This window comes from Erythrobacter sp. HL-111, assembly GCF_900105095.1.
Taxonomy (GTDB): domain Bacteria; phylum Pseudomonadota; class Alphaproteobacteria; order Sphingomonadales; family Sphingomonadaceae; genus Erythrobacter.
Window position 1 is genome coordinate 1,068,708 of the sequence record NZ_LT629743.1, and the last position, 14,278, is coordinate 1,082,985.

General features: G+C 69.7%; 11 protein-coding genes. 9 read left to right on the plus strand and 2 right to left on the minus strand.

Annotated elements, in window-relative coordinates; translation table 11 throughout:
• Positions 1-117 precede the first annotated feature (117 nt).
• The 7 genes from BLU08_RS05070 (at position 118) to BLU08_RS15615 (ending at position 7,390) form a co-directional block, all read left to right on the plus strand.
• Positions 118-606, plus strand: a complete 489-nt coding sequence (locus BLU08_RS05070) for a hypothetical protein (RefSeq protein WP_090196218.1) — start codon at positions 118-120, stop codon at positions 604-606.
• Between the two features lie 135 nt (positions 607-741).
• On the plus strand, positions 742-1,533 hold the full coding sequence (locus tag BLU08_RS05075; RefSeq protein ID WP_090196221.1) for an SDR family oxidoreductase: 792 nt from the start codon (positions 742-744) through the stop codon (positions 1,531-1,533).
• Complete coding sequence (locus BLU08_RS05080) at positions 1,530-2,213, plus strand: cytochrome b/b6 domain-containing protein (protein ID WP_090196224.1); 684 nt, start codon at positions 1,530-1,532, stop codon at positions 2,211-2,213. Before BLU08_RS05075 ends, BLU08_RS05080 begins: the two co-directional genes overlap by 4 nt.
• Positions 2,206-2,955, plus strand: a complete 750-nt coding sequence (locus BLU08_RS05085) for a molybdopterin-dependent oxidoreductase (RefSeq protein WP_090196227.1) — start codon at positions 2,206-2,208, stop codon at positions 2,953-2,955. The genes BLU08_RS05080 and BLU08_RS05085 overlap by 8 nt, the downstream gene beginning before the upstream one ends.
• Before the next feature lie 114 nt (positions 2,956-3,069).
• Positions 3,070-4,335, plus strand: coding sequence for a class I SAM-dependent methyltransferase (locus BLU08_RS05090; protein ID WP_090201037.1), 1,266 nt, complete (start codon positions 3,070-3,072; stop codon positions 4,333-4,335).
• A 202-nt stretch (positions 4,336-4,537) separates the two neighbouring features.
• A complete protein-coding gene (locus BLU08_RS05095; protein ID WP_090196230.1) occupies positions 4,538-5,752 on the plus strand; it encodes an argininosuccinate synthase in 1,215 nt (404 codons plus the stop codon).
• A 948-nt stretch (positions 5,753-6,700) separates the two neighbouring features.
• A complete protein-coding gene (locus BLU08_RS15615) occupies positions 6,701-7,390 on the plus strand; it encodes a septal ring lytic transglycosylase RlpA family protein (protein ID WP_090196234.1) in 690 nt (229 codons plus the stop codon).
• 297 nt (positions 7,391-7,687) lie between these two features.
• On the opposite strand, the gene BLU08_RS05105 is transcribed toward BLU08_RS15615, so the two are convergent.
• Positions 7,688-8,152 carry a CHRD domain-containing protein gene (locus BLU08_RS05105; RefSeq protein ID WP_157674457.1) on the minus strand — a complete coding sequence of 155 codons (465 nt, stop codon included), beginning with the start codon at positions 8,150-8,152 and terminating at the stop codon, positions 7,688-7,690.
• A gap of 512 nt (positions 8,153-8,664) precedes the next feature.
• Positions 8,665-11,595 (minus strand): excinuclease ABC subunit UvrA, encoded by a 2,931-nt coding sequence (uvrA, locus tag BLU08_RS05110; protein WP_090196242.1) that lies wholly within the window; start codon positions 11,593-11,595, stop codon positions 8,665-8,667.
• Positions 11,596-12,391: 796 nt separating this feature from the next.
• On the opposite strand from uvrA, the gene BLU08_RS05115 reads away from it, so the two are divergent.
• Together BLU08_RS05115 and BLU08_RS05120 are read left to right on the plus strand one after the other, a co-directional pair.
• Entirely contained in the window at positions 12,392-13,564 is a 1,173-nt protein-coding gene (locus tag BLU08_RS05115) for a cell wall hydrolase (RefSeq protein ID WP_233996096.1), read from the plus strand.
• Positions 13,565-13,833: 269 nt separating this feature from the next.
• Positions 13,834-14,211 carry a hypothetical protein gene (locus tag BLU08_RS05120; protein WP_090196244.1) on the plus strand — a complete coding sequence of 126 codons (378 nt, stop codon included), beginning with the start codon at positions 13,834-13,836 and terminating at the stop codon, positions 14,209-14,211.
• Positions 14,212-14,278: the final 67 nt, after the last annotated feature.

Here is a 14,278-nt window from a genome sequence, read left to right on the forward strand (position 1 = left end):
CGACAGGGCGATTTCCAGCGGAAAGGCCGCTTCGGACACGCGATTGTTCAGCTGGCGTTCGTCTTGCATGAACAAAATTGACCTCGTCCGCATCACCGGACAGGAAAGGATCGGGTCATGAAGACGATTGCACTGCTCGCCGCCGCCGGATCGTTGGCCGCTGCCGCCGCCGCCACCCCTGCCGCCGCGCTCGACGTCGCGCCCCCCGCCCCGCAGGCCGCTGCCCTTGCCGGCTTCGGCAGCGGGATCGAGGCGCCCGCCGGTTTCGAGCGCGATCCGCCACCCCATGCCCGCTCCTGGGGCCGCCGCGACCGCGGCTGGGGCGAACGCTGGGACGACGACCGCTGGGACGATGACGACGACTGGCGCGAGCGCCGCCGCTGGCGTGACCGGGACCGCTGGAACGATCGGCGCTGGAACGATCGCCGCTGGGACGACCGGCGCTGGGAGGGCCGCAGGCTCGGTCGGCGCGACCGGATCTGGCGCGGGCGCGACGGCCGCTTCCACTGCCGCCGCGACGACGGCACCACCGGCCTCGTGATCGGCGCGGGCGTCGGCGCGCTGCTCGGGCGCGAGATCGACCGCGGCGACGTGCGCTGCCGCTGACGGACGCACCGCTGCGAAAGGAGGGCCGCCGGGCGACGCGTCCGGCGGCCCTTTCATTGCGAGTTGCCGCGGCGCGGGGGCGCTGATAGGGCTCGTTCCGATGCTGCTCAGGGCGCACCAGATGGAAGGACCGCGATGACCCGCCCCGCGATCCTCGTCACCGGCGGCGCGACCCGGATCGGGGCGGCCCTCGTCACCGGTTTCGCAAGGGCGGGCTGGCACGCTTTGATCCATTACAACAGTTCGGGCGACGCCGCAGAGGAACTCGCCCGGTCCTTGCCCTCGGCCGAGACGGTGCGCTGCGACCTCGCCGATGACGAGGCGGCGCGCGCGATGATCGAAGACCTGGCCGCGCGGCTCCCCGACTGGCGCTGTCTCGTCAATTCGGCCGCGCTGTTCGAATATGACGGTGTCACCGATTGCGACCGCGAAACGTATCACCGTGCGATGCAGGTCAACGCCCTTTCCCCCGCGCGGATGGCGCAGGCCTTCCTCGCCCACGCGCGCAGCGGCGCGGGGCGCGTCGTGATCCAGGTGACCGACATGAAGATCGCCAATCCCAACCCGGATTTCTTCAGCTACACCATGTCGAAACACGCGCTCGCCGCGACGATCGCGATGCTGGCGAAGGGCGCGATGCTGGCGAAGGGCGCGGCGCGGACCGAGGATCGGATCTACGGCCTCGCGCCGGGCGCGATCCTCGCCAGCCACGACCAGCGCGAGGAGGAGACCGAGGTGTCGCACCGCCTGAACCTGCTCGGCCGCAAGACCGGCGTGGAGGAGATCGTCGCCGCCGCGCGCTTCCTCGCCACCCGCGCGATGCGCAGCGGATCGTCGATCTTCGTCGATTCCGGGCAGCACCTGCTCGACCAGGACCGCGACGTGATCTGGCTCGCGCGCGAGAAGGTTTCGAAGGGCATGGCATGAAGCACGCGCTCTCGACCCGGTTGTGGCACTGGATCAACGCGGTGGCGGTGGTGGTGCTGTTCATGTCGGGCCTGACGATCTCGAACGCGCACCGGCGGCTCTACTGGGGCAAGGCCGGCTGGGCGCCGGAAGAAGCCTGGCTCGAGGTGATGCGTTTTCCGGGCTGGGCGACGCTGCCGATGTTCCGCTACGATCTCGCCGAGGCGCGCGACTGGCACAACACCGCGGCATGGGTGTTCGCCCTCGGCCTCCTCGCCTACTGGATCGTCATCCTCTTCAACGGCCATTTCCGCAGCGACATAGCCGCCGGCCCGCGCGCCTATCGCCCCTTTGCGATATGGGCAACGATCAGGGGCTACCTGACGGGCGCGAGCCGCCGCGCGGAGAAAACCGACTACAACCCGCTCCAGCGGATCGCATATGCCTTCGTGCTCGGCGTGTTCCTGCCCGGCATGGTGCTGACGGGCCTCGCGATCAGCCCGGGGATCGAGCCCGCCGCACCCTGGCTGGTCGAGGCCTTCGGCGGGCGACAGAGCGCGCGGAGCCTGCATTTCATCTTCGCCTTCGCCCTGCTCGGCTTTTTCATCGTCCATGTTGCCATGGTCTTCGTCGCCGGGCCGGTGAGGACCCTGTCGGGAATGCTCATCCCGAGTTTCCGCAAGGAGAAAGCCCATGGCTGAGATCGGACGCCGCCACCTGCTCGCAGGCCTCGCCGCGCTCGGCGCGGGGGCCTGTTCGCGCGTGGGCGAGAGCGAGAACGCCGGTTCGATCTTCGATGCCGCCGAAAGCTGGCACCGCGAAGCCCACCGGATTCTCGCCGGGCGCGAACGGCTCGCGCCCGAGTTCGAGCCTTCCGACATCTCGCCGAACTTCCGCGGCAATGGGTCGCTGACCGTCGACACGCCCGAATACCGCGAGGAACTGGCGAACGGCTTTCCCAACTGGCGGCTGGAAGTCACGGGCCTCGTCGCCAAGCCGCTCAGCCTCTCGCTCGAAACGCTGCGCGCCCTTCCGCAGCGGGTGCAGATCACCCGGCACGACTGCGTCGAGGGCTGGAGCGCGATCGGCGAATGGACCGGCCCGCAGCTTTCGACCATCCTCGATGCCGCCCGCGTCCTGCCCGAGGCCAATTTCATCGTCCTGCGCTGCGCCGATACGCTCTATGGTCGCCGCTATTACGAGAGCGTCGACATGGTCGATGCCTATCACCCGCAGACGATCATCGCCCACCGGCTGAACGGCGAGAACCTGCCCGAGAAGAACGGCGCGCCCTTGAGGATGCGGATCGAGCGGCAGCTGGGCTACAAGCACGCGAAATACCTCACGGGGATCGAAGCGGTCGCCAGCCTCGATGCCATCGGCGAGGGCAAGGGCGGTTTCTGGGAGGATATCGCCGATTACCAGTGGTATGCGGGGATCTGATGCCGCGATATTGACACCGCCGAAAGCGCGTCCATCTTGGCGCGCCAGGCCGAAAGCGCGTCCATCTTGGCGCGCCAGGCGTCGCCGGATCGTCCCGGCGAACAGGGAGCAGGCATGAGCAAGGCGCTTCTCGACCGTTTCCTCACCCGCGCCGTCGAACGCGGGCGGCTCGGCGTGGTCTTCGCCGATGGCGAGGCGCGGGTCTATGGCGAGCAGGCCGAAGGCTTTCCCGACATCGTGATCCGCTTCACCGACGACGCCGTGCCGCGCGACATCGTGTTCGACCCGCGGCTGGGCGCGGCGGAGGCTTTCATGGACAGGCGGCTCGTGATCGAGGAAGGCGACGTCATGGGTCTCGTCGGTCTGCTTCGCATGAACGGGCGGTGGGAGCGCGGCGGCGACCGGCTGCGCCCGAGCCTGCCCAAGCGGCTCGTCAACACGGCGGCAGTCGCGCTCGACCGGTTCAACGACGCGGTGCGCGCCCAGCGCAATGTCGCGCATCATTACGACATCGGCAACGCGCTCTACGCCCTGATGCTCGACCCGGAGCATTTCCAGTATTCCTGCGCCTACTGGAACGAGGATCATTTCGGGCCGGGAATGACGCTGGGGCAGGCGCAGGAGGCGAAGCTCGCGCACATCGCGGCGAAGCTCGCGATCCGGCCCGGGCAGAAGGTGCTCGACATCGGCTGCGGCTGGGGCGGGATGGCGATCTACCTGGCCCGGAAATACGATGTCGAGGTGACCGGCATCACCCTTTCGTCCGAACAGGCCGCGCTTGCGCGCAAGCGGATCGCCGACGCGGGCGTCGCGGGGCAGGTGACGATCGAGCTGGTCGACTACCGCGATTTCGCGGCCTCCGGACAGACCTTCGACCGGATCGTTTCGGTCGGGATGTTCGAGCATGTCGGCCAGGCGCAGTTCGACACCTTCTTCGAATGCTGCGCGCGGATGCTCGATCCGATGGGCGTCATGCTGATCCACACGATCGGGCGGATGGGATCGCCCGGCGCGACCGATGCCTTCACGCGCAAGTACATCTTCCCCGGCGGTTACATCCCCGCCCTCTCCGAAACCGTCGCCGCGTCCGAGAAATTCCGCCTGATCGCCGCCGATGTCGAGGCGCTGCGGGTCCACTACGCCAGGACCATCCGCCAGTGGTACGCGAACTGCATGGCCAACAGGGACGCGATCGTCGCGCTCCACGACGAGCGGTTCTTCCGGATGTGGACCTTCTACCTCGCGGGCGCCGCCACCGTGTTCGAACACGGCAGCATGTGCAATTACCAGATCCAGTACATCCGCGACCGCCGCGCCCTCCCCCTGACCCGCGACTGGATCGCGCAGGAGGAGAAGCGGCTGCTCGCCCCGGCGGGCTGACACGCGGCGCGCTTCGCCGGGCCCGCGTGGACATGGTCCATGAACCGGCATCGTCGCAGCGGATGCGGACCCAGATGCGGGCAGCATCGGATCATGACGGCAGACGCCGAACCCCGGGGGCGATTGCCTATCGCCGCCCCCGCTGATACGGGCGCTCGATCTTCTCGCGGGCCACGGCCCGCCACGCATCCGGGACATGAGAATGAGCGACATCAAACGCGTCGTCCTCGCCTATTCGGGCGGCCTCGACACTTCCGTCATCGCCAAGTGGCTGAGCGTCGAACGCGGACTCGAGGTCGTCACCTTCACCGCCGACCTCGGCCAGGGCGAGGAGATCGAACCCGCGCGCGACAAGGCCCGCGCCATGGGCATTCCTGACGAGCACATCTTCATCGAGGACCTGCGCGAGGAATTCGTGCGCGATTTCGTCTTCCCGATGATGCGCGCCAATGCCCGCTACGAAGGCGACTACCTGCTCGGCACCTCGATCGCGCGCCCGCTCATTTCCAAGCGCCTGATCGAGATCGCGCGCGAAACCGGGGCCGACGCGATCGCCCACGGCGCGACCGGCAAGGGCAACGACCAGGTGCGTTTCGAATTGTCGGCCTATGCGCTCGACCCGAACATCAAGGTCATCGCCCCGTGGCGCGAATGGGACCTGACCAGCCGCACCGCGCTCATCGCCTGGGCGGAGGCGCACCAGATCAAGGTCCCGACCGACAAGCGCGGCGAAAGCCCGTTTTCGACCGATGCGAACCTCCTCCACACCTCGTCCGAAGGCAAGGTGCTCGAGGACCCGTGGGAGGAGACGCCCGATTACGTCTATTCGCGCACCGACGACCCGGAGGACGCGCCAGACAGCCCCGAATATATCGAAATCGGCTTCGAGCGCGGCGACGGGATGTCGCTCAACGACGAGGCGATGTCGCCCGCGGCCCTGCTCGCGGCGTTGAACGACCTCGGCCGCAAGCACGGCATCGGCCGGCTCGACCTCGTCGAAAACCGCTTCGTCGGCATGAAATCGCGCGGGATGTACGAGACGCCGGGCGGCGAGATCTACGCCCGCGCGCATCGGGGGATCGAACAGATCACGCTCGATCGCGGCGCCGCGCATCTCAAGGACGAGCTGATGCCGAAATACGCCGAGCTCGTCTACAACGGGTTCTGGTTCAGCCCGGAGCGCGCGATGCTGCAGGCCGCGATCGACCTTTCCCAGGAGAAGGTCACCGGCACGGTGCGGCTCAAGCTCTACAAGGGCCTCGCGAGCGTGGTCGGGCGCAAGTCGCCCCATTCGCTCTATTCAGAGGCGCACGTGACCTTCGAGGACGATGCCGGGGCCTATGACCAGAAGGACGCGGAAGGCTTCATCAAGCTGAACGCGCTGCGCCTGCGCCTTCTCGCTCAGCGGGACCGCTGAACGGGCGAGTCGGCGCAGGGCGGGGCGCGATCCGCGCAAGATCCGAAAGGCGCGGCTTTATCGATCTTGCCCGAAATCCCGCGTGGTCGGCCCAGGAATGCCGAATGCGCGCCGGGAAATGCGACGGACGGTTGAGTTGTCCACCGCTCTCCACAGCTAAACCGGGGAAAAGTGGATAAGTCGGGCTTGCGCCGCTTGCCCGAATGGACGTGGAGGCGCAATCTCAAGCTGTCTTCGGAACGGGAAACGGCGGAAGAACGAGGCGTCAAAGCCTTGAAATCCCAAATTTTTCCCGACCAAAGATCGCGTCGGCGACTGTCCGCGCGCTGTCTGAGAGATGGAATGCAGGAAGCCTCGGCCGAATGCAAGCCGTCTTGTCCGAGGATGGCGCGACGCAAAGTCGGCGTGAAGGCCGCGATCCCGGCCGGCAAGGTGAAGCACGAAGGGTCCTCGGACCCGGACCTGGCCCGCCCTTGCCAGCCGCACGGGATCACGGTCTCGGCCCGGCAGGCAGCCGGTCGGCCATGCGAAGGACCCTCACGGGACCGGCGCAGGCCGGACGGAAAGGCCACCAGGCCGGATGCCGGCGCGAGCGCCGGTGAGGAAGCCCTCGGGCTTGGCCGCGCCTCCGGGCGAGGCCGCCGAGGGCCAAGACATCGGGCGCCAAGCGCGCTGTCTGGAACGAGCGAGGACGACGGTCCGCCGGAATTCTCGCCCGCAGAAGAGAGCGACCACGCGCCGGTGAGAGTGGGGTCGGCAGTAATGCCGGCCCCATTTGCATGACCCCTCCCCTTCCCAGCCCGCCGGAGAATCCGCGCCGCCCCGGATGCCGTCGGGGCGCATTGCGGCTTGTTTGCGGCGCGGAACACGGCAGACGGCTCCTGCCGCGCGACATCCTGAGCCGCCCGGATTGCCTTTGTCCATTGCGCCGCGATAAACCGCCCGGCCATGGGGAAGTTCCATCCGACATCGGCAGTCCGCTCCCGCGCCGCCTCCCGGTGCCTCGCGCTCGGCCTCGTGCTTGCCGCAGCCGCGCTCGGCACGGGTCCCGCTGCGGCGCAGGATCGCCTGGTCGCCGACGACAGGCGCGAACTCGCCGCCAGCGCCGCACCGCCGGGCCAGAACGCCAGCCCCGCCGGCGAAGCCCCTTCCGACAGCGCCGCCCTCGCCTCCGCCCCAGCCCCGTCCCGCCAGCCGCGCGACGCGCGCACCGCCGGCACCGCGCCCGCCTCCTTCGCCGCCGCCTTCTCGACTCTCGCCGAGGCGCCGCGCCCCGACCTCGCCGTGCCCGAAAGCGCGGTCGACATCGATGCGATCGAGCCCGCGATCGAGATTCCCGCCTTCCGCAGCCTCGGCAGCGGCACCGCCTCCTATTACGGGCGGCGTTTCCACGGGCGGCGCACCGCCAATGGCGAGCGGTTCGACATGAACGCGCTCACCGCCGCGCACCGCACCCTGCCCTTCGGCAGCCTGGTGCGCGTCACCAATCCTTCGAACGGGCGGAGCGTCACGGTGCGGATCAACGACCGCGGGCCGTTCAGCCGGGGCCGGGTGATCGACGTCAGCCGCGCCGCCGCCGAGGAGCTCGGCCTGATCCGCCGCGGCCACGCCCCGGTGGAACTCGAACTGCTCGAATAGCCCCCCGGACCGGGCTTTCGTGAAGGTTACAAAGTTTACACCCTGTCACCTTTTCTTCCCGGCCCTTTTTCCCTGCAAATCAAAGCCTTGTCCGCATTTTCGCAGCGCGGACGAACACCGGGGCGGCGCGCGAAACCGCGCCCCCGTGCCGCCCGGAGCGTCCGAAGCCCCTTCCCGCGGCATCGCGTGAAGGCATCGGCGCGCCTTCAGGGCGCCGCGCGCAAACCGGCCCGTGCCCGCACCGCGCGCGCATAGCCCGTCCGGCGCGTGTAGGACAGCGTCCCGCGCCCCGCGCGGTCAGGGCGCCATCATCGGCACGAGCTGCCCGCGGATCGCGCCGTCGGGATAGGGTTCGTTGTGGACGTTGACGTAGAAGCCCGCGGGATCGCCCAGGATTTCCTGCGCGAGCGTGCCCTCGATCATGGTGCAGCCCTCGGCGGTTTCGCCGGACTGCGGGGCTTCGAGGGGGACGACGGGCGGACCGTTCTCGCCCGCCCCGCCGCGATGGATGTGCGCGGCGGTGGCCGGTTCGATGCCGGTGGCGAAGAGCTCGTAGCAGAGCTCGCCATCCTGGGCGAGCGCGGCCTCGAAGCCGCCGGTGCCGTCCGCCGCGCCCCGGGGCACCTCGTTCGCGCCCTCGAGCTCGGCCGCGAGGGGCATTCCGTTGCCGGGATCGGAGGCGGTGGTCGAACAGGCCGAAAGCGCCAGCGCGGCGGCAAGGCCCATGGCGGCGGTGGCGAGGTGGCGGGGTGCAGGGGTCATGGGATGCTCCTTCGCTTGCGTTTTGTGCAAGAGGTCAGCGAATGGGGGAGCGGGTGGTTCCGGGGGACAATTGAGACTCATCCACCCCCCTCGCCAAGCCCGTCATTGCGAGGAGCCGAAGGCGACGCGGCAATCCAGGGCCTCTGCGCGAACCGCTCTGGATTGCTTCGCTCCGCTCGCAATGACGGGCGTCATTCCGCTGCCTCCCGCGCGCCGCACAGCGCCCTTGCCGCCTGAGGCCCCCGCCTGCGCGGGGGCTCGCGTGGGGACTCGGGGGGCCGCGTGGGGCGGGGTCGGGTGGCCCCTTTCTCCGCGTCTCCCTTCCCTCTGCGCTCCCTGCGCGAAACAATCGGCGCAAGGGTGGGCCGGTGCGCCGCCGGGGCCTCGCTTCCCGCCATCTTCGCGCCTTCGCGTGAACCGGGACCCCGCGAAAGCCGGGCGTGCCCCTCCACCGCCTGCGGCGGTCCCTCCTTCGACAGGCTCAGGACAGGCTCTCCCCGGTCCGGGGAGGATTACTCCGCCGCCTCCCGCGTTCCGCGCAGCAGCGGCTTCAGGTAATGGCCGGTAAAGCTGCGCGGCTCGCGCACCACGTCCTCCGGCGTGCCCTCCGCCACGATCTCGCCGCCGCGCACGCCGCCTTCCGGCCCCAGGTCCACGATCCAGTCGGCGGTCTTGATCACGTCGAGATTGTGCTCGATCACCACCACCGAATTGCCCTGCTCCACCAGCCGGTGCAGCACTTCCAACAGCTTCCTCACGTCCTCGAAATGCAGGCCCGTCGTCGGCTCGTCGAGGATGTAGAGCGTCTGCCCGGTCGAACGCCGCGCCAGTTCCTTGGCGAGCTTCACCCGCTGCGCCTCGCCCCCCGAAAGGGTCGTCGCCTGCTGGCCGACCTTGACGTAGCCGAGGCCGACCTCGTTCAGCATCCGCATCTTGTCGCGGATCGACGGCACCGCCTTGAAGAAGCCCTCCGCGTCCTCGATCGTCATGTCGAGCACGTCGGCGATCGAATGCCCCTTGAACTTCACCTCGAGCGTTTCGCGGTTGTAGCGCCTGCCCCCGCACTGTTCGCAGGTGACGTAGACATCGGGGAGGAAGTGCATCTCGATCTTGATCAGGCCGTCGCCGGTGCACGCCTCGCAGCGGCCGCCCTTGACGTTGAAGGAGAAGCGCCCCGGCTTGTACCCGCGCGCCTGCGATTCCGGGAGGCCTGCGAACCAGTCGCGGATCTGGGTGAAGGCGCCGGTGTAGGTCGCGGGGTTGGACCGCGGGGTGCGGCCGATGGGGGACTGGTCGATCTCGATCACCTTGTCGCAGTGTTCGAGGCCCTCGATCGCGTCGTGCTTGCCGGCGATGATGCGCGCGCCGTTCAGCACCCGCGCCGCGCCCGCATAGAGCGTGTCGATGGTGAAGGAGGACTTGCCCGAACCGGATACGCCGGTGATGCAGGTGAAGGTGCCGAGAGGGATGCTGGCGGTGACGCCCTTGAGGTTGTTCGCGCTCGCGCCCTTCACCGTCAGGAACAGGCCGTTGCCCTTGCGCCGCCGGTCCGGCACCGCAATCGCGCGGCGGCCCGTCAGGTAATCGGCGGTGAGCGAGCCCTTCGCCTTCATCACCTGCTTGAGCGTGCCCTGCGCCACCACCTCGCCCCCGTGGACGCCCGCGCCGGGGCCGAGATCGACGATGTGGTCGGCGGCGCGGATCGCGTCCTCGTCGTGTTCGACCACGATCACCGTGTTGCCGAGGTCGCGCAGGCGTTTCAATGTTTCGAGCAGCCGGTCGTTGTCGCGCTGGTGGAGGCCGATCGAGGGTTCGTCGAGCACGTAGAGCACGCCCGACAGCCCGCTGCCGATCTGGCTGGCGAGGCGGATGCGCTGGCTCTCGCCCCCCGACAGAGTGCCGCTGGTGCGGTCGAGGTTGAGGTAGTCGAGGCCGACGTTGTCGAGGAAGCCCAGCCGCTCCCGGATCTCCTTGAGGATCGCGCGGGCGATCTGGGACTGCTGCGGGGTGAGGTGATCGTCGGCCCCGGCAAACCACGCCTTCGCCTCGGCGACGCTCATGCGGACGGGTTCGGCGATGTCGATCGGGCCTGTCGGGCCGGGGATCTTGACGCTCAGCGCCTTTTCGTTGAGCCGCTTGCCCCCGCAGGCCTCGCAGGGCTGGGCGGTCTGGAACTTCGAAAGCTCCTCCTGCATCCACGCGCTTTCGGTCTGGCGCATCCGGCGGTTCAGGTTCCCGATCACGCCCTCGAACGGCTTGGTGACGGTGTATTCCTTGCGCCCGTCCTTGAAGGTGAGCGGGACCGGCATCCCGCCCGTGCCGTGAAGGATGATCATGCGCTGATCGGGCTCCAGATCCTTCCACGGCGTCGTCAGGTCGAAATCATAGGCTTTCGCAAGGCTGGCGAGGACCTGCATGTAATAGGGCGACGGCGGGTTGGACTTGGCCCAGGGCACGATCGCGCCCTGTTTCAGCGTCAGCGCCTCGTTCGGCACGACGAGCTGTTCGTCGAACAGCTGCTTTTCCCCGATCCCGTCGCAGGCCGGGCACGCGCCCTGGGGGCTGTTGAAGGAGAACAGGCGCGGCTCGATCTCCTCGATGGTGAAGCCGCTGACGGGGCAGGCGAACTTCTCGGAAAAGACGATGCGGTTGGGCGGAATGCCGACGCCCTTCATCGCGCCGCCCGCATCCGCGTCCTCACCCTCGCGCCCCGGCACGACGCCGTCGGCGAGGTCGACATAGGCCAGCCCCTCGGCGAGCTTGAGCGCGGTCTCGAAGGAATCGGCCAGCCGCGTTTCCAGCCCCTCCTTCACCGCGAGCCGGTCCACCACCACTTCGATGTCGTGCTTGAACTTCTTGTCGAGCGCGGGCGCTTCCTCGATCGGGTAGAATTCCCCGTCGATCCGCACCCGGGTGAAGCCCGCCTTCTGCCATTCGGCGAGCTCGCGGCGGTATTCGCCCTTGCGCCCGCGCACCACCGGCGCGAGCAGGTAGAGCCGCGTGCCCTCGGGCAGGGCCATGACCCGGTCGACCATGTTCGAGACGGTCTGCGCCTCGATCGGCTCCCCCGTCGCGGGGCTGTAGGGCGTGCCGACCCTCGCCCAGAGCAGGCGCATGTAGTCGTAGATCTCGGTCACGGTCGCGACGGTCGAGCGCGGGTTCTTCGAGGTCGTCTTCTGCTCGATGCTGATCGCAGGGGACAGCCCGTCGATATGTTCGACATCGGGCTTCTGCATCATCTCGAGGAACTGGCGCGCATAGGCCGACAGGCTCTCGACATAGCGGCGCTGGCCCTCGGCATAGATGGTGTCGAAGGCGAGGGACGACTTGCCGCTCCCGGACAGGCCCGTGACGACGATCAGCGCATCGCGCGGCAGGTCGATGTCGATCCCCTTGAGGTTGTGCTCGCGCGCGCCGCGGACGCTTATCTTGGTAAGGCTCATGGGAGGGCTGTGTTCCGGAAATGTTCGTGGGTGTAAAGAGACGGCGTGGCTGCGTGCACAGGCTGGACCGGGGGCGAAATGGCCCCGGGGACGCGCGATTGCAACGGACGGGAACGCGGCTTGGTTTCCGCGCCCCCGTCCATCGTGCGGCGCGAATCCGGCAAGGGACGCAGGACCCGCTCCGCGGCGCGTCGCGCGGGGGCCGGGGCGCGGACATCGGCGGGCGGTGCATCTGCCGGCCGGCGGCGCACGTCCACCCCGTTCCGCCGGTCGGGATGGCCCGCACAGCGCCCGATTCCGCCGAAAAACGGCCCGCGAGGCGACCTACAGAAAAGATCAAGTCCCCAAGACTTCAGGAAATCCTATGCTGGGCTTCTCGTTGCAAGTCCTCGTGGCACCCTTCGGGTCGCACCAGTATGGGGCCTCCACGCCGCTTCATCGAGACAAGGGCCGGCCGTCGGCGCATCGCCCCCGAGCATGGCGGGACGAGGCGCCTGGCCGGCCCCTTTTTCCCGCTTTCCGGCCCGGATGATTGCCTGCCCGCAACCGGCGTGAGGCGCGCCTCGCCTGTGGCGCGAGGTTAAGCAATGCCGCGCGCCTGTGCGCTTTCGGGACGCGTGTGCCGGGACGCTCGCCGGTCTCCTTTGGGCGCGCTAGGCGCGAGGGGGTGACACGTGCCCGCATCCTCAAACGCGCTCCCGAACCGCCGCAACCGCCGCCGCCGCCCCGACCCGCGCGCGCACGGCGCAGGAGCGGGGCCGCTTTCGGCCGCCAGCTGACGGGGAAGGTGCGCGCGATGCTGCGCGAAGGATTCCGGATCGTCGCGCGGGTCGACCGGGCCGTGCCCCGGTCGCCCCTGCCGTTCGAGACGGTGCAGAAACGCCTCGGCGCGCTCGGCTCGGGCGCGGTCGTCTTCGCGGTGCTCGCGGCCGGTCCCGGCTTCGCGCTGGGCGATCTTGCGGGCCTTGCGACCGCCGGCGAGAGCCGCCCCGCGCTCGGCGAACCCGCGCCGCCCCGGCTCATGCCGTTCGAACGGGCCGGGACGAACTTTCCCGGTTCCGCCTTCTACTATCTCGCCGATCCGCCCCGGCGCGCGGCGCTGATCGCCCTGCCCGAAACCGATCCGCTCGCCGCCGGGGGACTGCGCTCGCCGGGCGAGGCGCTCGACCCCGGCCCGGCGGCGGCCCCCTTCCTCGCCGCGAGCGGAAACCCGAGAGCGGAGCAATGCCTTGCCGAAGCGGTGTTCTACGAAGCGGCCAGCGAGAGCGAGGCGGGCCAGCGCGCGGTCGCGCAGGTCGTGCTCAACCGCGTGCGCCACCCGGCCTGGCCGAACAGCGTGTGCGCGGTGGTGTTCGAGGGCGCCGAGCGCGCGACCGGGTGCCAGTTCACCTTCACCTGCGACGGCAGCCGGGCGCGCCCCGCCGCGGGCGCGGGTTGGGAACGGGCGCGGCGGATTGCGCGGATGGCGCTGGCGGGCGAGGTCTATGCCCCGGTCGGGCTGGCAACGCATTACCACACGCTGTGGGTCGCGCCGCGCTGGGCCGGCGGTCTCGACCATGTCGGCACGATCGGCGCGCACCGCTTCTACCGAGCGCGCGGCCGGGCGGGTTCGCTCGCCGCGTTCGACACCGCCTATGCCGGCGTCGAACCGGGCCTTGCGGACCCTGGCGCCGGATCGGCGCGCGGGAAGCCTGCGGGCGCGCCCCCGGCGCGGGCCGGGGGTGCTGCGGCGCCCCTTGCCAGCCCCGCCCCCGACGCCGAGGCCGGGCCGAGCCTTTCGGGCGAAATCGCACTGCGGCCTGGAAACGCGCCGGTTTCCCCGTCCGAGCCCGCCGCCGCCCCGGCTGCGGGAAGCGGCAGTGTGCGCGAGGAATACCGCGCCGCTGGCCGCTGGAAAACCCGCCCGGAAAGCGCCGACAGCGCGGCGCGCAAGGCCCCGAGGATCGCGGTCGAGCCGCTCGGCGAGTGATCCGCGCCGCCTTCCGCCCGGCTTGCGGCCTAGTCCGACGACAGGCGGGGAGAGAGCGAAAACGCCGCTGCGATAAAGGGTTAACGGACGCGAAACCCTGCCTCGTCACCAAGCCTTAGCGCGCTTTCCCCTAGGTCGGATGTCATCAGATCAACCCCTGCGCCCGCCCCTTGGCGCGCTTCCCCGGCCTCGCCCCGCGGCATTCGCCCGCCACGCGTCGCCGGACGAGCCGCTGCCGGGCGAGCCGGAACCCGGGAAACCGCGCGCCCATGACGATCCATTTCGCGGCCGCCTTCGGCACTGCCCCCGCCCGCGCCTGCGCCCCCATCGCGCGCGGCCTCGTGCGCCGGGCACGCGAACGCGCGGCGAACGACAACAGCGCCGCCGAAGGTCGCGCCGATGCCCGCCCGCGCGGCTCTGCCGCACCCGCCCGCCGCCGCGCCCCGAGCGAGGCGGTGCTGCGCGCTGCGCTGCGCCATTTCGCCGAACATGGCCTCGGCGCCGCCCGCGCCGCGCGCGCGCGGGCCGAGGCCGCCTTTTTCGCAGGCGACCGGCCGGCCTATGACTGGTGGCTCGAAATCACCCGCACGCTCGACCGCCGCCTTGCGCTCGAGGTTGCGGGCGAATCCGGACCGACCCCTGGCTGAAGGGTCCGGCCCGCCCAAGTCGCGGATTTCACGCGTGGAAAGGGGTAAGCACCGCGTTAACCCGACC

Coding starts and splice junctions, on each gene's coding strand:
- BLU08_RS05075 (WP_090196221.1), top strand. CDS start 742: ATGACCCGCCCCGCGATCCTCGTCACCGGCGGCGCGACCCGGATCGGG.
- BLU08_RS05120 (WP_090196244.1), top strand. CDS start 13,834: ATGACGATCCATTTCGCGGCCGCCTTCGGCACTGCCCCCGCCCGCGCC.
- BLU08_RS05070 (WP_090196218.1), top strand. CDS start 118: ATGAAGACGATTGCACTGCTCGCCGCCGCCGGATCGTTGGCCGCTGCC.
- BLU08_RS05105 (WP_157674457.1), bottom strand. CDS start 8,152: ATGACCCCTGCACCCCGCCACCTCGCCACCGCCGCCATGGGCCTTGCC.
- BLU08_RS05115 (WP_233996096.1), top strand. CDS start 12,392: ATGCTGCGCGAAGGATTCCGGATCGTCGCGCGGGTCGACCGGGCCGTG.
- BLU08_RS05090 (WP_090201037.1), top strand. CDS start 3,070: ATGAGCAAGGCGCTTCTCGACCGTTTCCTCACCCGCGCCGTCGAACGC.
- BLU08_RS05085 (WP_090196227.1), top strand. CDS start 2,206: ATGGCTGAGATCGGACGCCGCCACCTGCTCGCAGGCCTCGCCGCGCTC.
- BLU08_RS05095 (WP_090196230.1), top strand. CDS start 4,538: ATGAGCGACATCAAACGCGTCGTCCTCGCCTATTCGGGCGGCCTCGAC.
- BLU08_RS15615 (WP_090196234.1), top strand. CDS start 6,701: ATGGGGAAGTTCCATCCGACATCGGCAGTCCGCTCCCGCGCCGCCTCC.
- uvrA (WP_090196242.1), bottom strand. CDS start 11,595: ATGAGCCTTACCAAGATAAGCGTCCGCGGCGCGCGCGAGCACAACCTC.
- BLU08_RS05080 (WP_090196224.1), top strand. CDS start 1,530: ATGAAGCACGCGCTCTCGACCCGGTTGTGGCACTGGATCAACGCGGTG.